General features: G+C 69.2%; 17 protein-coding genes, 1 tRNA gene and 1 other RNA gene. 3 read left to right on the forward strand and 16 right to left on the reverse strand.

The genetic code is table 11. The features are described 5' to 3' along the window. Positions 1-95 precede the first annotated feature (95 nt). On the forward strand, positions 96-512 hold the full coding sequence (locus tag GGQ87_RS01480; protein WP_168044949.1) for a hypothetical protein: 417 nt from the start codon (positions 96-98) through the stop codon (positions 510-512). A gap of 1 nt (position 513) precedes the next feature. Here GGQ87_RS01480 and murG read toward each other — a convergent pair whose 3' ends face one another. The 14 genes from murG to sppA form a co-directional block, all read right to left on the reverse strand. Next, positions 514-1,605, reverse strand: a complete 1,092-nt coding sequence (gene murG / locus GGQ87_RS01485; protein WP_168044950.1) for an undecaprenyldiphospho-muramoylpentapeptide beta-N-acetylglucosaminyltransferase — start codon at positions 1,603-1,605, stop codon at positions 514-516. Positions 1,606-1,613: 8 nt separating this feature from the next. Next, entirely contained in the window at positions 1,614-2,792 is a 1,179-nt protein-coding gene (ftsW, locus tag GGQ87_RS01490) for a putative lipid II flippase FtsW (protein WP_168044951.1), read from the reverse strand. Continuing rightward, a complete protein-coding gene (gene murD, locus GGQ87_RS01495) occupies positions 2,789-4,189 on the reverse strand; it encodes a UDP-N-acetylmuramoyl-L-alanine--D-glutamate ligase (protein ID WP_168044952.1) in 1,401 nt (466 codons plus the stop codon). Before murD ends, ftsW begins: the two co-directional genes overlap by 4 nt. A gap of 4 nt (positions 4,190-4,193) precedes the next feature. Next, entirely contained in the window at positions 4,194-5,303 is a 1,110-nt protein-coding gene (gene mraY, locus GGQ87_RS01500; RefSeq protein WP_168044953.1) for a phospho-N-acetylmuramoyl-pentapeptide-transferase, read from the reverse strand. An 11-nt stretch (positions 5,304-5,314) separates the two neighbouring features. After that, the gene (locus tag GGQ87_RS01505; RefSeq protein ID WP_168044954.1) at positions 5,315-6,739 is read right to left on the reverse strand and encodes a UDP-N-acetylmuramoyl-tripeptide--D-alanyl-D-alanine ligase; all 1,425 of its coding nucleotides are present in this window, start codon (positions 6,737-6,739) and stop codon (positions 5,315-5,317) included. Continuing rightward, positions 6,732-8,201: a UDP-N-acetylmuramoyl-L-alanyl-D-glutamate--2,6-diaminopimelate ligase gene (locus tag GGQ87_RS01510; RefSeq protein ID WP_168044955.1), complete on the reverse strand. Its 1,470-nt coding sequence runs from the start codon at positions 8,199-8,201 to the stop codon at positions 6,732-6,734. Before GGQ87_RS01510 ends, GGQ87_RS01505 begins: the two co-directional genes overlap by 8 nt. Continuing rightward, positions 8,198-9,940: a peptidoglycan D,D-transpeptidase FtsI family protein gene (locus tag GGQ87_RS01515; RefSeq protein ID WP_168044956.1), complete on the reverse strand. Its 1,743-nt coding sequence runs from the start codon at positions 9,938-9,940 to the stop codon at positions 8,198-8,200. Before GGQ87_RS01515 ends, GGQ87_RS01510 begins: the two co-directional genes overlap by 4 nt. Next, entirely contained in the window at positions 9,937-10,344 is a 408-nt protein-coding gene (ftsL, locus tag GGQ87_RS01520) for a cell division protein FtsL (protein ID WP_245161392.1), read from the reverse strand. The genes GGQ87_RS01515 and ftsL overlap by 4 nt, the downstream gene beginning before the upstream one ends. After that, a complete protein-coding gene (rsmH, locus tag GGQ87_RS01525) occupies positions 10,341-11,291 on the reverse strand; it encodes a 16S rRNA (cytosine(1402)-N(4))-methyltransferase RsmH (protein ID WP_168044957.1) in 951 nt (316 codons plus the stop codon). Before rsmH ends, ftsL begins: the two co-directional genes overlap by 4 nt. Further along, a complete protein-coding gene (locus GGQ87_RS01530; RefSeq protein WP_168044958.1) occupies positions 11,288-11,773 on the reverse strand; it encodes a division/cell wall cluster transcriptional repressor MraZ in 486 nt (161 codons plus the stop codon). Before GGQ87_RS01530 ends, rsmH begins: the two co-directional genes overlap by 4 nt. Before the next feature lie 320 nt (positions 11,774-12,093). Beyond that, an RNA gene (rnpB, locus tag GGQ87_RS01535) (RNase P RNA component class A) lies at positions 12,094-12,468 on the reverse strand. A 40-nt stretch (positions 12,469-12,508) separates the two neighbouring features. After that, positions 12,509-13,270, reverse strand: a complete 762-nt coding sequence (locus tag GGQ87_RS01540; RefSeq protein ID WP_168044959.1) for an N-acetylmuramoyl-L-alanine amidase — start codon at positions 13,268-13,270, stop codon at positions 12,509-12,511. A 1-nt stretch (position 13,271) separates the two neighbouring features. Beyond that, the gene (locus tag GGQ87_RS01545; protein ID WP_168044960.1) at positions 13,272-13,595 is read right to left on the reverse strand and encodes a hypothetical protein; all 324 of its coding nucleotides are present in this window, start codon (positions 13,593-13,595) and stop codon (positions 13,272-13,274) included. 109 nt (positions 13,596-13,704) lie between these two features. Then, entirely contained in the window at positions 13,705-15,486 is a 1,782-nt protein-coding gene (sppA, locus tag GGQ87_RS01550; protein WP_168044961.1) for a signal peptide peptidase SppA, read from the reverse strand. A gap of 218 nt (positions 15,487-15,704) precedes the next feature. Between sppA and panD the strand changes: the two genes are divergently transcribed. Then, positions 15,705-16,061: an aspartate 1-decarboxylase gene (gene panD, locus GGQ87_RS01555; protein WP_168044962.1), complete on the forward strand. Its 357-nt coding sequence runs from the start codon at positions 15,705-15,707 to the stop codon at positions 16,059-16,061. A 30-nt stretch (positions 16,062-16,091) separates the two neighbouring features. On the opposite strand, the gene GGQ87_RS01560 is transcribed toward panD, so the two are convergent. Both GGQ87_RS01560 and GGQ87_RS01565 read right to left on the reverse strand, forming a co-directional pair. Next, entirely contained in the window at positions 16,092-16,550 is a 459-nt protein-coding gene (locus tag GGQ87_RS01560) for a hypothetical protein (RefSeq protein WP_168044963.1), read from the reverse strand. A 147-nt stretch (positions 16,551-16,697) separates the two neighbouring features. Continuing rightward, the gene (locus tag GGQ87_RS01565) at positions 16,698-17,504 is read right to left on the reverse strand and encodes an SIMPL domain-containing protein (protein ID WP_168044964.1); all 807 of its coding nucleotides are present in this window, start codon (positions 17,502-17,504) and stop codon (positions 16,698-16,700) included. 212 nt (positions 17,505-17,716) lie between these two features. Between GGQ87_RS01565 and GGQ87_RS01570 the strand changes: the two genes are divergently transcribed. Continuing rightward, positions 17,717-17,789 (forward strand) — tRNA-Ile (locus GGQ87_RS01570). Positions 17,790-17,963 lie beyond the last annotated feature (174 nt).

Raw genomic sequence — 17,963 nt, forward strand, 5'->3', positions numbered from 1 at the left:
GGGGAATTGAAGGGGTTTGTTCCATGAATGCAATACTCAAGATTGCTTTGACGTGCGCGCTCGCCTTTAGCGGGACGCCGGCGGTGGCGCAGGACATGACGACGGCGCCGGACGGGCCGATGCGGCAGGTGTTCGCTGCGCCCGTGGTCGCGGGCTATATGACGCCGCCGACGGACGACGGGACGCTCCGGCACGCCTGGACCTGGCTGTTCCTGAAGGACGCGATCCCGAGCGGCGCCGACACCCTGGCGCTGGAGTGGGAGATTGACTGCACCGCCCGTACGTCCCGGACGGTGCGAACCGTGCTCTACACCGGGGCCACGCACCTGAAGACGGATGCAGGGCCGGCGGAGCGTTCGGCGCCCGCGGCCGGGACGCCGGGCGCGATCACTCTTGAGGCGGCATGCGGAGCGCCGGACCGGGCCCGGACCACGCCGGTGGCCAACGCCGCCGCCGCGCGCGCCGCCGCCAACCAGCTGTTCGCCGCGCCCGCGCCGTCAGGCCGGAGGTAGGTCAGGCGGGACGGGCCGCCGCCTCGACCATGTCAGCCAGGGACTTGGTGGCATCCGGCAAGGCCGTGGCGCGGGCGCCGCGGCTCATCGCCTCAAGGCGGACCGGGTCACCGAGGATGGCGGCCAGCGCGGCGGTCAGGCGGTCGACAGTGACCTCGTCCTCAAGCATCACCTCGGCCCCGCCGGCGTCGGCGAGGCTGGCGGCGTTGAAGCGCTGGTGGTCGTCCATGGCGATCTTCAGGGGGATCAGGATCGACGGCAGGCCGGCGACGGCGAGCTCCGAGCAGGTCGAAGCCCCGGCGCGGCCGATGACCAGATGCGCCGCCGAGAGCCGCTGGGCCATGTCGCGGAAGAAGGGGGCGACCTCGGCGTTGATGGCGGCGTCGAGATAGATCTGGCGCGCCCCCTCCAGGGTTTCGGGCCGGGACTGCTGCTGCACCTTGAGGCGGGAGCGGATCGCCTCGGGCAGGGCGGCCAGCGCCCGGGGCGCGGTCTCGGACAGGATGCGCGCGCCCTGACTGCCGCCGGTGACGAGAACATGGATGGGCTCAGCGGCCGTCGGCGCGGTGAACTGACGGTCGTAAAGGGCGCGGATGTCGGGACGCACAGGATTGCCGATCAGGGTGACGCGGGCGCCGACGGCCTGCGGCACCTTCTGCAGGTTGGGGAAGGAGGCGGCGACGGCGCCGACGTAGGGCGCCAACCAGCGATTGGTGCGGCCGAGCACCGCGTTCTGCTCGTGCAGCAGGGTGGGACGGCCCTGGCTAAGCGCCGCCAGCAGGGCGGGCGCGGAGGGGTAGCCGCCGAAGCCCACGACGACGGCCGCGTCGAGCCGCTTCAGCGCGGCGCGGGCCTGAAAGACGCCGCGCACGATGGTCAGGCCGGCCTTGGCCATCCCGACGGGGCCGCGCCCGGTGGCGGCGTCGAGGGCGATCCGCTCCTCGGCCGGAAAGGCGTGGGCGTACTGTTCGCCGCGGTGGTCGGTAGCCAGCACGATGCGCCAGCCCCGCGAGGCCAGTTCGCGCGACAGCGCCTCGGCGGGGAACATATGTCCGCCGGTGCCTCCGGCGGCGACGACGCAGACTCTGGACATGGCGCTCCCTAGGGCAGGATCCGCCGACGCTGCGGCAGGGACGCGCCCGGTTCGTAGGCGCCGGGGCGGCGGCGGGTCAGGGCCAGCGCCAGACCCATGGTCAGGCCCATGGCCAGCATGGACGAACCGCCATAGCTGACGAACGGCAGGGTCATGCCCTTGGTCGGAATGAGGTTCAGGTTCACGGCGATGTTGATGCAGGCCTGCAGGCCTATGAGCATGAACAGGCCGGCGGCGGCGATCTGCTCATAGGCATCATTCAGCTTCATCGCCTTCTTCATGCCGCGCACGACGATGAAGGCGTAGAGGCCGATCATGGCCAGCGACAGGACCAAGCCGAACTCCTCGGCGCCGACCGAATAGATGAAGTCAGTGTGCAGGTCGGGCACGTGGCGCTTCATCACTCCCTCGCCCACCCCGCGGCCGACGAGACCGCCGGCGCGAATGGCCTCGGACGCGCGGTCGATCTGGTGGGTGTCGGTGCTTTCGGGGGAGAGGAAGCGGCTCAGGCGGTCGCGCATGTGGCCGAAGGCGAAATACAGGGACACCAGCCCGGCCATGCCCGCGGCGGCGATCACCGCCACCCATTTCAACGGCACCCCGGCCATGAAGAAGACGGCCATGAAGGTGGTGGTGATCAGCAGGGTCTGGCCGATGTCCGGCTGGATCAGCAGCAGGCCGACGGTCAGGGCCCAGAAGCCGAAGGCGATGCTGACGCCGGGGACGCCCTGCCCTTTCTGCGCCTCGGCGAACATCCATGCGGCGAAGACGATCAGGGCCGGCTTGGCGAACTCGGATGGCTGCAGGCTGAAGGGGCCGAGGTTGATCCAGCGCGCCGCGCCCTTCACCTCATCCCCGATGAACGGCAGGGCCATCATGGTGACGATGGCGCCGAGTAGGGCCAGCACAGCGATGCGGCGCACGCCTCGCGGCGACAGCAGAGAGGTGGTCAGCATGATCGCCAGACCCATGGAGGCCCAGACCATCATCCGCCACGAATAGTGGAAGGGGTCGCTGATCGACTGGTCGGCGAGGATGGCGGCGGGCGACGAGGCGAAACTGAGGGCCACGCCCAAGGCCATCAGCGCCAGCGCCGCCGCCAGCAGGCCGCGGTCGACGGTCCAGAACCATTTGGCGATGGGGCTCTGGTCGTTGCGGGAAAATGCGGGGCTGTAGGCTTCGGTCATGACCCACCTGCCGGGGTTGCGCCGAGGGCGAGGACGGCGGCCCGGAAGGCCTCTCCGCGCGCCTCGAAATCGGGATACTGGTCGAAGGAGGCGGCGGCGGGGGACAGAAGCACCACCTCGTCCCGCCCGCTGGCGGCGGCGGCTTCAGCCGCCTGTGTGACCGCGGTGGCCATGTCGCCGCTGATCCGGTGCGGCGTCTCGCCCAGCCGCGCGGCGAAGGGGCCGGCCGCCTCGCCGATCAGGAAGGCCTCGGCCACGCGCGGAAAGAGGTCCTCAAGATCGTCGATGCCCCCCGCCTTGGCGCGGCCGCCGGCGATCCAGAAGCTGCGGCCGTAGGAGGACAGCGCCTGCCGCGCCGCATCGGCGTTGGTGGCCTTGGAGTCGTTGATGAAGCGAACACGGTCGAGGGTGCCGACGTGCTCCATTCGGTGGGCGAGGCCGGGGAAGGACAGGAGGCCTTTGACAGTGGTTTCGTGGGGCACGTCGAGCGCCCGCGCGGCGGCGTAGGCGAAGGCGGCATTCTGGGCGTTATGGCGGCCCGGGAGCGAGCGGGCGGCAGACAAGTCGGTGTCGACGTCATGGATGCGCAACAGCCCTTCCGACGCCACGAGCGTTGCCCGCGGCGCCTCGGTTTCCGCACCGCCGGTCAGAACGGTGGCCGGATGCCGCGCGTTCGCCTCAAGCGCCGCCACGACGCCGCGCCCCCATTCCTCGTTGACGCCGATCAGCGCCACGGCTCCGGATTCCTGCGCCTGAAATAGCCGCGCCTTGGCGGCGACATAGCCTTCCATTCCGCCATGCCGGTCGAGATGGTCGGGAGTGACGTTGGTGAGGATGGCGACATCCGGAGCGAAGCTCGTGGTCAGATCGAGCTGGTAACTCGACACCTCGATTACATAGACCGCGCTTGGCGTCGGGGCTGGCAGGGCCAGCACGCCGATGCCGATGTTGCCGCCGACGTGGACGGTCAACCCAGCCTCTTTCAGCACCCAGCCGATCAGGGCGGTGGTCGTGGACTTGCCATTGGTGCCGGTGATGGCGACGACCCTCGGACGTTGATCCGCCGGCAGGGTCGCGATGGCGCGGGCGAAGAGTTCGATGTCGCCGACGACCTCGATGCCGGCCGCCTTGGCCTTGTCGACGGTCCAGTGCGGTTTCGGGTGGGTCAGGGGCGCGCCCGGCGACAAGACCAGCGCCGCGAAGCCGGACCAGTCAGCGGAGGTCAGGTCCTCGACGGCGAAACCCTCGGCCTCCGCCTGCATCCGGCTGGAGACGCTGTCGTCCCAGAGCACCGGCAGGGCCCCGCCGGCCTTGAGGGCGCGCGCGGCCGTCAGTCCCGACCTGCCGAGGCCGAAGACCGCGATCCTCCGCCCTTCGAAGCCGGGAACCGGGATCATGGCTCTATCGCAACTTCAGGGTGGCGAGGCCGGCGAGGGCCAGCATGGCGGAAACGATCCAGAACCGGATGACCACGGTCGATTCCGGCCAGCCCATCTTCTCGAAATGATGGTGGATCGGGGCCATCAGGAAGATGCGCTTCTTCGTGGCCTTGAAGTAGGCGACCTGGATCATGACGGATGCGGCTTCGATGACGAACAGGCCGCCGACGATGCCAAGCACCAGCTCGTGCTTGGTGGCCACGGCGATGGCGCCCAGAGCGCCGCCGAGGGCCAACGAACCCGTGTCGCCCATGAAGATCTTGGCCGGCGGGGCGTTGTACCAGAGGAAGCCGACTCCCCCGCCGATGATGGCGGCGCAGAAGATCGCCAGTTCGCCCGAGCCCGGCACGTGGTGGACGCCAAGATAGTCGGAGAAGATGAAGTTGCCGACGAGGTAGCTGATGATGCCGAAGGCCGCCGCCGCCATCATCACCGGCACGATGGCGAGGCCGTCCAGCCCGTCCGTCAGGTTCACGGCGTTGGAGAAGCCGACGAGGGTGAAGGCGGCGAACAGGACGTAGAACCAGCCGACGTTCAGCAGCACGGCCTTGAAGAAGGGGAAGGCGATCGAGGTCTCGAGGTTCGGCGTGGTGGGCGAGGCCGTCATCCACAGCACGGTCAGGACGCCGGCGATCAGTGACACGCCGATCTGGGCCACCAGCTTCTGCTTGGAGGTCAGGCCCGCCGAAGTCTGTTTCGACACCTTGGCGTAGTCATCGATGAAGCCGAGCACGCCGAAGGCGGCGGTCACGAAGCTGACGATCCAGATGTAGGGGTTGGTCAGGTCGCCCCAGAGCAGAACGGCCACGGCGATGCCGGCCAAGATCATCAGCCCGCCCATGGTGGGGGTGCCGACCTTAGACAGGTGCGAGACCGGGCCGTCCGAGCGGATCGGCTGGCCCTTGCCCTGTTTGACCCGCATCCAGGCGATGAAACGGCTGCCCATGGCCACCGCCACGATCATGGCCGTAGCCATGGCGAGGGCGACGCGGACCGTCTGGTACTGGACCAGATTGAGCAGCGGATAGTCCTGCGCGATATCGGCGTAGTGGAGATAGAGCAGGTAGAACATCTTGCGTTTCCCTATCGCTCCGCGCGCGGCGCGTCGCTGCCTGAGGAGGCTCCGAGCGCGGCAAGGGCCCTGGCGACCAGCGACGCCTTCGAGCCGTTCGATCCCTTGACCATGACGATGTCGCCCGGCGCAACCAGTTCGGCGGTCTCGGCGGCGAGTTCGGCGGCGGTTTCGCGCCAGAGGCCTCGGCGCTCAGGTGGCAGGATGTCGTGGAGGCGCTTCATCTCGGGTCCGGCGGTGTGGACCAGATCGAGGCCGGCGGCAGCGATGGGCGCGGCCAGTCCCTCGTGCAGGTCGCGGGACCGTCCGCCGAGCTCGAGCATGTCGGTGAGGACGACGACGCGGCGCGCGCCCGCGCCGACCGGCTTGGCGCCGAGGCTGCGGAAGCCGGCGGCCATCGACAGCGGATTGGCGTTGTAGCTCTCGTCGATCAGGGTGAAGGCGCCGCCTGGGGCCGCGATCACCGCCGTTTGGCCCCGGCCGGCCAGAGGCTCGAAGTCCGCGAGCGCGGCCATACTGGTTTCGAGTGGCACGTCGAGCGCCTCGAGCATCAACAGCACGCACAAACTGTTCAGGCCCCAGTGGAAGCCGGATTGGCGGAGCGGAAAATCGACCGCCCGACCATCGATCTCGGCCCTTACCCGCGCCCCGCCCTCGAACGGCGCGAAATCCAGCAATCGCCCATAATGTTGGGGATCGGTGCCGAACAGGAACACAGGCCCCTTTTCGCAGGCGATCTCGGCCATGAGATCTGACCACGGGCTGTCCCCGTTGATGACTGACGTCCCACCATCGACGAGTCCTTCAAAGATAGACGTCTTTTCCCGCGCGATGCCCGCCTCGCCATCGGCGAAGGCTTCGATGTGCACAGGTCCGACGGTGGTGACGCAAGCGGCGTGCGGGCGGACCATCTTCGACAGGGGCGCGATCTCGCCCGGAGCGTTCATGCCGATCTCGAACACCGCGCGGGCCGCCGAGCGCGGCATGCGCGCGAGGGTGAGCGGCACGCCTATGTGGTTGTTGTAGCTCTTGATCGAAGCGTGGGCGGGCCCCGCGAGGTCGAGCCCGGCCTTGATGGCCTGGGTGACGCTGGTCTTGCCGACCGAACCGGTGACGGCGCCGCGGCGGACGTGCGGGCTGCGGTCGCGCGAAGCGACGCCGAGGCCTTCCAGCGCGCGGAGGGTGTCGGCGACGATGACCGACGGCCCGCCCTCGACGGCGTGTTCAGTGATCGCGCCCGCCGCACCCGCGGCGAAGGCCGAGGCCGCGAAGTCGTGACCGTCGCGCGCGCCCTTCAGCGCCAGGAACAGGTCGCCCGGCACGATCTCGCGGCTGTTGTAGGTGATGCCCGCGGCTTCGAACGGTTCGCCGGACAGCCGTCCGCCAGTGGCGGCCTCGATCTCGGCGGAGGTCCAGAGGGGGGCGGTATCAGGCATGGATGCGCAGGGCTTCGGCGGCTTCAGTGGCGTCGTCGAAGGGGTGAGTCACACCGCCGACGATCTGCCCCTGCTCATGCCCTTTTCCGGCGATGACCACCACATCTCCGTCGCGCATCTGTTCGATGGCGTGGCGGATGGCGGCGCGCCGGTCGCCGATTTCCTGCGCCCCGGGGCAGCCCTCGCGCACCGCCTTGCGGATGGCGGCGGGGTCTTCCGAGCGCGGGTTGTCGTCGGTGACGATGGCGACGTCCGCCAGCCGGCCCGCGATCTCGCCCATCAGCGGGCGCTTGGCCCGGTCCCGGTCCCCACCGGCGCCGAAGACAACGATCAGCCGGCCTGTCGCATGAGGCCGCAGGGCCTTGAGCACCGTCTCCAGGCCATCCGGCGTATGTGCGTAGTCGACATAGACCTCGCCCCGTCCGGCGCCGGAGATGCGCTGCAGCCGGCCCTGGGCGCCGGTGAGCTTCTCCAGACCGGACAGGACGCGTTCGGGGGTCTCGCCGGCGGCGATGCAGAGGCCGGCGGCGACGAGCGCGTTCGAGGCCTGGAAGGCGCCGGCGAGCGGCAGCAGCACCTCGTGCAGGGTCCCGCGCACGTCGATCGTCAACCGCTGGCCCTCCGGCACGGCCTGCCGCGCGACGAGGGTCAGGTCCCTGCCCCGCTCGCCCACGGCCATGACGCCGAGGCCCGACATGATCGAGGCGGCGGCGAAGCTGGAATAGGCGTCGGAGTCGGCGTTCAGCACCGCCGTCCGGCCGCGGGGCAGCAGGGTCTCGAACAGGCGCAGCTTGGCCGCGCGGTAGGCCTCCATGTCGCCGTGGTAGTCGAGGTGGTCCTGCGTCAGATTGGTGAAGGCGGCGGCCTTCAGGGTAACGCCGTCCAGCCGGCGCTGGTCGATGCCGTGCGACGAGGCCTCGAGCGCCAGATGGGTCACACCCCCGACCGCCAGTTCGGCCAGCATGCGCGCGGCGTCGGCGGCGTCGGGGCTGGTCAGGCCGGGGCCGGTCAACGCCTGATTAACGTTACCCGTCTGTTTCAAAACCCCAAGCGTGCCCATGCTCGCGGCGGACAGTCCGAGCGAGGCCCAGATCTGGCGGCAGAAGGCGGCGACGGACGTCTTGCCGTTGGTGCCGGTGATGGCGACGCAGGTGGCGGGCTGGCGGCCGTAGAAGCTGCGGGCGGCGATGGCGTAGGCGCGGCGGACATCGCCCGAGGTGACCAGCACGGGAGCCAGCGCCGCCTCGGTGTCGACGGGGGCCAGTACGGCGGCGGCGCCCTGCGAAAGGGCCTGCGGGATGAAGGCGCGGCCGTCGGCGGCGGCGCCGGGCAGGGCCACGAACAGGCTGCCGGGCGCGACCTTGCGGCTGTCTGCGGTGACGCCGGTGATGACCGGATCGGCCGGCACGTCGCGGCGCAGCAGGTCCGACAGCTTCATGGCGGCGGGCTGGACGGCGCTCATCGCCCATCCCCCTCGACATCCTCGAAGGCAGGGATCTTTTCGCCCAGCGCGGTGCGGTAGGGGTCGGCGCGGCGCTGGACGCCGAGGAAGGGCGCGATGCGGTCGGCGATGCGGCCCACCGCCGGGGCGGCCACGAACCCGCCGGTGCGCGGGAAGGTCCCCGGCTCGTCGATGAGGACGAGGATTGAATAACGGCGGGCGTTGACCGGGCCATCCGCGGGGAAGACGGCGGCGAAGGTGCCGACGGCGTGGGTCGCATCATAGCGGCCGTTGACCAGCTTGTTGGCCGAGCCGGTCTTGCCTCCGACGCGGAGGCCGGCAGCCTCGGCCCGTCCGCCCGAGCCGCGCACGACGTTGCGGCGCAGCAGGTCCAGCAGGGTCAGCGAGGTCTGGGGGCTGACAACCTGCCGGAAGGCGGCGCCGGGGCGCCCGCCCTTGCGCAGGGTCAGGGGGATGAAGCGCCCGCCGTTGGTCAGGGCGCCCATGGCCGCCGACATCTGCAGCGGGGTGATCATGATGCCGTAGCCGAACGACAACGAGGCGAGGGTTGAGTCATCCCATTTGTTGGGGCGGCGCGGCCGGGCCGACTCGTGCAGCTCGATCGGGGCGGCGTCCAGCAGGCCGAAGCGGGTGAAATAGTCCCGCATGGTCGTGGGGCCCATCTCGACCGCGAGGCGCGAGGTGCCGATGTTGGACGAGTGGAGGAAGACCTCCTCCAGCGTCAGGACCTGGTTGGTGGCGTGGAAGTCGGTGATCCGGCGGTTGCCGATCATGAAGGCCTGCGACGCGTCGAACAGGGTGTTCATGTCCGCCCGTCCGGTGTCGAGACCGGCGGCGACGGTGAAGGTCTTGAACACCGAGCCCATCTCGTAGTGGGCCGAGGTGGCGCGGTTCAGTCGGTCGGTGGTGGGCCAACTGGCCATGCCGAGCACTTCGCCCGTCTGAACATCGGTGATGATGCCGACGGCGCCCTTGGCCTGGGTCTCGGCGGCGGCGAGGGCGAGTTCGTTCTCCAGCACGCCCTGCACGCGGAGATCGATCGACAGGGGGAAGTTCTCGCCCCGCAGCCCGGCCTCTCGGATTTCGCGGTCGAAGGCCAGTTCAGCGCCCGCGATGCCCTGGCCGCCGGTGTCGGCGGCGCCGACCACGTGGGTGGCTGATGCGCCGAGCGGATAGACCCGGCGATCTTCGGGTTCGAAGGTGACGCCGCCGATGGCGAGGGCGTGCACCGCGGCGCGCTCTCCCGGGGTCAGGCCGGGCAGAACGATCAGCCGCCGGTCGCCGGACAGCACCCGGTTCAGCTTGGTCATCGAGGCGCGCGGCAGCACCCGCTTGATCTGGGCGGCGGCGGCGCGGCGATCCCAGACCTCGGCGGGATCGATGTAGAGGCCGTAGTGGACGATGTTCGTGGCCAGCAGAGCGCCGTTCCGGTCGACCACGTCGGCCCGGGCCACGGCGTTGGGGTGGGCTGTCGAGCCGACGCCGCCGCGCGGCGCCAGCAGGGCGGCGTTGGCGGCGCCGAGCGCAAGGCAGACGAAGACGACCGAGAACAGGGACAGGATGACGAAGATGCGGACGCGCGTGTCCTCTTCCGGCCGCGCATCGGCACGGGCACGGCCGAACGAATGTTCGATCCGCCACATGGCCTCGGACAGCCAGCGCCACGACGGCAGCGACATGCGGCCGGAGCGGCCGGGAGCCGGGCGCCGCCACGCGTGCGGATCGTCGTGCACGCTCATTGCGCGACCTCCGGAGCGGCGGGGGGCGGAGCCGAGGGCACGGTCGGCGCGACGATGACGGCGGGGGCGGGCTCGGGGACCGGAGCCAGCTCAGGCAGGCTGGATTCGGTCGCCTGCCGATGCACGTCGACGGGTCCGAGCCCCGCCATGCGCGACAGCGCCTCCAGCCGGCCCGGCTGCTCCAGACGGGCGACCTCGGCGCGCAGCAGTCGCACTCGCTGGCCGTTCTCGGTGATCTGCCGTTCGAGACTGGTGATGCGGGCGCTCTCGCTCGCGGCGGCTGCCTTGGCCAGATAGACCGAGAAGATCATGGCGGCGACCAGCATCAGACCGATGATCTCGACCCAGCGGACACCGCGGACCTTCCAGTCGAAGATGCGCTTCAGGGTCATGACCGCGCTCATGCCGCGATCCTCCCCCAAGCGGGCGCGTCGGTGCGGACGGCGGCGCGGAGCTTGGCCGAGCGGGCGCGGGGATTGGCGGCGCGCTCTTCTTCGCCGGCCTCGCGCGCGCCCTTGAAGGACAGGGTGAAGCTGGGTTTGCGGGTATCGACGGCGACGGGCGCATGACGTGAACCGCCGGGAGCGTTGCCGGTGCGCTCGGTCAGGAAGGCCTTCACGATGCGGTCTTCCAGCGAATGGAAGGTGACCACGGCCAGACGGCCGCCGGGCGCCAGCGTCGCCTCGGCCGCCTCCAGCCCCGCGCGAAGCTCGCCCAGCTCGTCGTTCACGGCGATGCGCAGGGCCTGGAACACGCGCGTGGCGGGATGGATCGGCGCGCCGCGGCGTCCGCCCAGCGCCTTCTCCACCACCTCGGCGAGGTCGAGGGTGCGGGTGAACGGCGTCTCGACGCGGCGGCGCAGGATGGCGGTGGCGACGCGGCCGGACTGACGCTCGTCTCCGTATAGCTTGAAGATGTGGGCCAGCGGCCCGTGATCCCAACTGTTGACAATGTCCGCGGCCGTTTCACCCTCGTCCGACATCCGCATGTCCAGCGGTCCGTCGCGCATGAAGGAGAAGCCGCGCTCGGCCTGATCCAGCTGCATGGAGGAAACGCCGATGTCGAACACGACGCCATCGAGCCGGGCCGCGCCGGTGTCGGAGAAGGCGTCCGCGAGACCCGAGAAGGGCGTGCGGATCAGCTGGAACTTGCCGGGGAAGTCATTGGCCACAGCGTCGGCGTGAGGCTGAACCGTCGGGTCACGGTCCAGGGCGATCACCGTCGCGCCGGTCGCGAGGATGGCGCGGGTGTAGCCGCCGGCCCCGAAGGTGGCGTCGATGATCACGTCGCCGGCCGCGGGCGCGAGCGCTTGGAGAACCTCGGTCAACAGGACGGGCGCGTGCGGACTCATGCGCCCTCCCCGCCCGGACGCCGGCCGGCCAGCAGCGCCTTCCGTCCGGCCTCGCCGCGATCACGCACGGCCTGACGCGCCAGCGCACGGCGCTCGTCGCGGCGCGCGTTCCAGCGAGCGCGGTCCCAGATCTGGAAGCGCGACCCGAGACCGACGATGACCACGTCCTCGCCCAGACCGGCGTCCTGGCACAGGTGCTCTGGCAGGGTGATGCGACCGCCGCCGTCGTAGGCCAGCGGGCGCTGACCGGCGTAGAAGGTCTCTTCCAGCGCGGTGCGGACGTCGTCGCCGAAGGGCAGCTCCTCGATCATCGAGACGTATTCGGCCATCAGCTTGTCGCCGCCGGCCTCAAGGCAGTCGGACTCGATCGAGAAGAAGCAGAAGACGCCGTGCTCCGCGCCGTTGTCGGCCGTGCGGAACTCCTGAGGGATCAGCAGACGGCGCTTGCCGTCCAGTTGTTTCTCGTAAGTCGAGAGAAACACGCCCTGCCCCAACTCGGACCCTTCGATCCGCCCCTCTGCGCCTTGGGCGCATCCCCGCGCCCGCCGAACCCCAACTCAAGCGTCTGGGATAGCATGGGATGAAATGCGCCTCAATGGGATTAGTTGACGAGAGTTAACCTCGACAGCAGCCGCGAAGGCTGTAGAAACAGGAACATACACAGAACATCAGAAGTATAGACAGGCTGTGGATGAATGATGCCGAGCAAAGGTTAACGGTGCAGGGCGAATGACCGAAGGCGGACGTCAAGGCGCGCTCAGGCAGCGAGCGACCTCTTCGCGAGCGGTAGTGCGCAAAAAGAAGCGTCAGACGGCCTGTAAGCCGGGTTCTGTTCCGCCCGAAGGCGGCGACGATCATTCCTCTGGACCGGCCATTGCTGACCGGTTCTCGCGACCTACCCGGACGCCTCGGGCGGTGACCCCTGCGAGCGAACCCGCGCGACATCCCTATTCGGTCTTGCTCCAGGCGGGGCTTGCCATGCCGTCCCTGTTGCCAGGCACGCGGTGGGCTCTTACCCCACCCTTTCACCCTTCCCTGCCCCGAGGGGCAGGCGGTTTGCTTTCTGTGGCGCTATCCCTCGGGTCACCCCGGGCGGGAGTTACCCGCCGCCTCTTCACCGTGGAGCCCGGACTTTCCTCGACAGGGCAAGCCCTGCCGCGACCGCCCGGCCGTCTGACGGGCGGACAGATGGGCCGGACACGCGCCGCGGTCAAATTCTAGTTCAGCACGCCCGTCGTGCTTTCGGTGGTCGCCAGCTGCAGCACGCCCATCAGGGTAGCCCGCGTCTCGCCGTCGGCGACGCCGTCGACCTGGGCCGGTCGCCAATGGCGCTGGAAGGCTTCGACGGTAAGTTTCGTCGCCTCATCGTAGTCGCCGCCGGGCTGGAGACCGTAGCCGAGCCGGTGCAGGCCGGCGCGCAGAACGATGACGCCGAGGCCCTCATCGCCGACCGCAAAGGGCGCTCCGAGGGCCGAAATCCGCTCCGGCGCGGGTTCGAACCACAGGCCATGGCCGACCGAGGCCAGTCGCTTCCAGGGGAAACGCTCGCCCGGATCCTGCTTGCGGTCGGGCGCGAGATCGGAGTGGCCGATGATGCGCGCATCGGGGATGGTCCAGCGGGTGCGGATATCGCTGACAAGGCTGATCACCGCATCGATCTGCACCTCGGGGAAGTCGAGATAGCCGAACTCGTGCCCCGGATTGACGATCTCGATGCCGATCGAGGCGGCGTTGCAGTCGGTCTCGCCCTGCCAGACCCCCCGGCCGGCGTGCCACGCCCGGTGCTCCTCGGCCACGAGGCGGAGGATCGACCCGTCCTCCTCGACGACATAGTGGGCCGAGACCTTGGCGTCGGCGTCCTGCAAACGGGTGACCGCTTCGTCGGCCGTTCGCATGCCGGTGTAGTGCAGCACCAGCATGTCGGGCGGGGCCCGGCGATGATCGAAATTGGGCGACGGCGCGTCCCGGACGACCAGCATCCTAGCGGCCCGGACGCTCCCAGCCGTAGGCGACCCAGGTGCCGTCCACCTTGCGGGCTTCGATGACATCGTCCGAACGGCGCGTACGGGCGGTCATGGTGCGGCGAGCGCGCATGGCCAGACCGGCGAGGAAGACCAGAGCGCCTGCGAAGACGGCGATAACGGCCACCGCGGCGGCGGTGAAGACGGCCAGCACGGCGCCCACGGCCATGGCGGCGAGCGTGGCGACCAGACCGCCAAGCCACATGATCGAGGCGACCAGCCCGTTGGCGGGACGGCGGCCGGCGGGACCGGGGCCGAAGATCAGGCGGTCGGACTGGGTCATCTTCATACCTCTATGGCGCTGTGAACAACGCCGAACCCTGAATGTCGGTCCATCGGGGTGAACGGTCAATGACCGGCCCCTTCACAGGCGAGTGTCCGATTGTCGCTGTTCAGTAGGGCTGGTCCGCCAGAACGGTCGCTCCGGTGGTCCGCGCGCGCTCCGTCTGGATCTGGCGGACGGCGGCCTCGGCCTGCGGATCGTTCATGATCCCGCCGATGCCGATCAGCACCCGCGCCGCCTCGCCCGAGACGCCGAACATCTCCGACAGGGCCGCGAACGGCGACTGGGATTCCGGATAGCGTTTGAAGCGGACAGACTCTTCAGCCGGGATACGGGCCAGCTGACGGGCCTTGGCGATGGCCTCCTCCAGCCCGCCGAGCTGGTCCACGAGACCAAGCGACTTGCCCTGTGCGCCCGTCCAGACGCGGCCTCGGGCGATTTCGCGGACACGGGCCGCGGGCAGGTTCCGGCCGCGGGCGACGCGGGCGATGAACTCCTCGTAGGTGCGGTCGATGGAGGCGGCGAAGGCCGCGCGATCGGTCGCGCTGAAGGGCTGGGACGGAGAGAAGGCGTCGGCGTAGTCGCCGCCGACCGTCAGATTGCGCATATCGACGCCGAAACGGCCGAGCCCGTCGGCCAGCACCATCTTGCCGCCGAACACGCCGATGGAGCCGGTCAGGGTCGAAGGCTGGGCCACGATCCAGCTCGCTTCGGAACTGATCCAGTAGCCGCCCGAGGCCGCGTAATCGCCCATCGACACGACGACCGGCTTGCCCGCCGCCTTGGCCGCGCGCACGGCCGCGAGAATCTGTTCGGACGCGTCGGGCGAACCGCCCGGCGACGAGACGCGGAAGACGATCGCCTTGACCGAGTCGTCCTCGATGGCGTCGTAGATGGCCTCGGCGAGGTCGTCCGACATGATGGAGGAGCCGCCGCCGAACGGGTCGGCGCCGCCGCCCGTGCCGGTCATGATGGCGCCCTCGCCACCGACGATTGCGATGGCGTTGCGGCCCGAGCCGGCGCGTTCGCCCTTCGAGGCCGCGTAGTCGCCGAACTCCATGATGTCGGAACCGCGGCCCGCGCGGCGCTTCGCTTCGGCCTCGGCCTCCTCGACCTGGCCGATCTTGTCGATCAGGCGGCGCTGCAGCGCCTGCGCCGACGAATACGGGCCAGCCTCGATCGTGGTCCGGAGCGCCTGGGGCGTCTGGCGACGATCCTGTGCCGCATTGGCGAGGGCCGAGGTGTAGATGGAGTTCATCCAGGCCGTCATCGCCTCGCGATGGGCCGGGGTGTAATCGCTCTCGGTGTATTCGTTGACGGCGTTCTTGTACTCGTAGCGCTGCTCGAACTGGGCGTTGACGCCGTATTTCTCGAAGGCGCGGCCGAGGAAGATCGACTCCGCCGAGAAGCCCGCCAGCTGGAAGCTGGAGGTGTTCTGCATCCACAGCTCGGATGCCGAGGCGCCGACCATATAGCTGGAGACGGCGGTTCCGACGGGCTGGAAGCCCTGCGCATGGGCGATGACCGGCTTGCCCGAGCGGCGGAAGCGGCGGACGGCCTGACGGATCTCGTCGGCCGCGGCCGGGGTGATGCCGGCTTCCGGAAGGCGGATCAGCAGCGCCTTGACCCGGGTGTCGTCTTCGGCCTGGGCCAGCGTATCCACGATCTGCGTCGTCGAGAGGCCGCCGCCGCCGAACAATGCGAACGGATTGGTCGCCGCCTGGTCGGTGACGCCTTCGCGCAGATCGAGTTCGAGCACCGTATTCGACGGCGTCGGCTCTTTCGAACTCGCCGAACTGATCGCCACCGAGATCAGGATGAAGGGCACCACCACGAGAAACAGGAACAGACCGGCGAAGACGCCGAGCATCGTCAGGAAGAACTGCTTCATGGAGTGGGTCAGGGTCCGGAGCGCGGGCCGGGCGCGGCCATCCTCGACCATAAGGCGGGACGGTTTGCCGTCAAATGAACGTCACGTAACAGGCGAATGCGCCGCAATTGGATGGTGCGGCGCAACAGAGATGATTGATGGCGGGGGCGCTTGCCCCTATATCAGCAGCCTGCGAGCGGGGGCCGATCGCCCCGCGTCACATCCGGACCGCACTCCCCATGCTGGTCACCCTGATGAAGGCCAAGCTGCACCGCGCGACGGTGACCCAGGCCGATCTCGACTATGAGGGCTCGATCGCGATCGACGCCGACCTGCTGGACGCCGCGGGTATCTTTCCGCACGAGCAGGTCGATGTGCTGAACATCACCAACGGCGCGCGCTTCACCACCTACGCCATCGAGGCGCCGCGCGGCTCGCGGGTGATTGGCGTCAACGGCGCCGCAGCCCGGCTGGTGCAGAAGAACGACAAGGTCATCGTCGTGACCTACGGCCAGCTGCCGCAGGAAGAGGCCCGCCAGTGGTCCCCGACCGTGGTGCTTCTCGATGATGGCAACGAGATCAAGCGCGCCGCCTAGGTGCGGGGGCGTCGGCGTGCTGACTGCCCGCTAGATCGTCAGCCCGTCATCGTCTCGCGTCTTCGCGGCGCGGAACAGCACATAGGCCAGGATGAAGATGCACCCGATGCCGGCGTAGTTGACGGTCTTCAGGTAGCTCAGCCTGTCAGCGAAAATGTAGAACCGGGCCAGCGAGCCGACGATTTCCATCGACAGCAGGGCGATCGCGGTTGCCGCTATCCTGCGGGCGTTTTCGACCGATATCAGTCTGCGCGGCCGGGAGATGACCACCGCCCGCCGCAGCATCATGACGATGAAGAGTCCGAGGCAGCAGATGATGATGTTGCTGACCTGCAGCAGCGGATGAGCGCTCGCCCTGCCCGCAAACGCCCTGAACTCGTTCCCGAACATCGCCCCCGCGACCGAAATGACGTCCGGGATCGCCAGCAGCAGGAGCGCCGAGTTGGCAAGGATGCCGGCGACGATGACCGCGAACAGGATGCCCAGCACCCAGGTCAGGAGCCTCGAACCGGTGGACGATCTGTAGAGGCTCATGAAGGGCGACCGGAGGGGTGTCGAGGCGAGACGGATATAACCCCATCAAGGGACCGTGGCCAGCAACCCTGCCTTGGCGGGTTGCTGGCCATCCGTGTCAGGTCACCGGTTCAGATCGTAGACGCCGGTGATGTCGATGCGCACCGTCAGCTGGCCCGCGGCGACAGGCGTATTGCCGGCGTCCATGGCCATTTCGGCGCGGGCGTACATCATCGGCATCGGCGGCTGGGGCGAATAGCCGCCGCCTTCGGTCAGCGAACGGATGCCGCCCAGTTGCACGCCGAGGGCCTGCGAATACAGAGCCGCCTTGGCCTGCAGGTTGCGCACCGCGATCTGCCGCGCCTGGTTCTCGGCGGCGGTCGGATCCTTGAGTCCGAAGCCGATGCCGTCGATCTGGTTGACGCCCGCGGCCACAACGGCGTCGGCAGTCGAGCCGACCTTCGTCAGGTCATTGATGATCACCGTCACCCGATTGTTGGCCTGATAGCCGCGCAGCCGGGGCGGCTCGTTCTGGACGTAGTCGTACTGGGCCGAGAGGTTCAGGCCCGAGGTCTGGACGTCCCGCTCCTCGATGCCGGCGCGGCGCAGGGCGGCCATAACCTGATTCATCCGCGTGGCGTTCTGGGCCATGGCCTCGGCCGCGGTCGAGGCCTCGGTGACGACGCCGAAGCTGATCGTCGCCATGTCCGGCGCGGCCTTGACCTCGCCATAGGCCGACAGGTTCAGCGCGGGGCGCTCGGTGACGGCCTGGATGGTCAGCGGCGCACCGCCGCCGGGCTGCGACTGGGCGAAGGCGGCAGGCGCGGCCGCCACGAGGGCGATGGCGGCCATGACGGCGCCGCCCATCAGCAGGATGCGGTTCGAGACGGCCGGCAGGGCGGTGGCGCGGGCGACGGCGGGGCGGTTCATGTGCGTAGTCTCCGTAAGCGAGGGACGATCCATCCGGCGCCGATCGTGTCGGGCGTCCGTGGCTGAACCTTGGCCTTTAATGCCTGAACGGCCGGACAGGCTCCACTGGCAGAAACCGTTCATCGGGGTGAAATCGGCGACAGGTCGGCGTCGGAACCATGGTGCTTGGCAAGCCGCCGCGCCGCCTGCTAGGCCACCACTGCCGCCACGGAGGGCGCGTAGCTCAATGGTTAGAGCCGACCGCTCATAACGGTCTGGTTGGGGGTTCGAGTCCCTCCGCGCCTACCGAGGCCTGACTGCCCCTCACCTTGGGCGCGGTCGCCGCGCATACCGCGAGCGGAACCCCGAGGATCAGGATCAACAGTGCGGCATTGATCGCCGCTTTGGACGGCGACAGGTGCCCGATTACCGCCATGCCGCAGAGGAAGGCGACGGTGGTGACGGAGAAACACGACAGCC

The sequence above is a fragment of the Brevundimonas alba genome (assembly GCF_011927945.1).
GTDB classification, from domain to species: Bacteria; Pseudomonadota; Alphaproteobacteria; order Caulobacterales; family Caulobacteraceae; genus Brevundimonas; species Brevundimonas alba.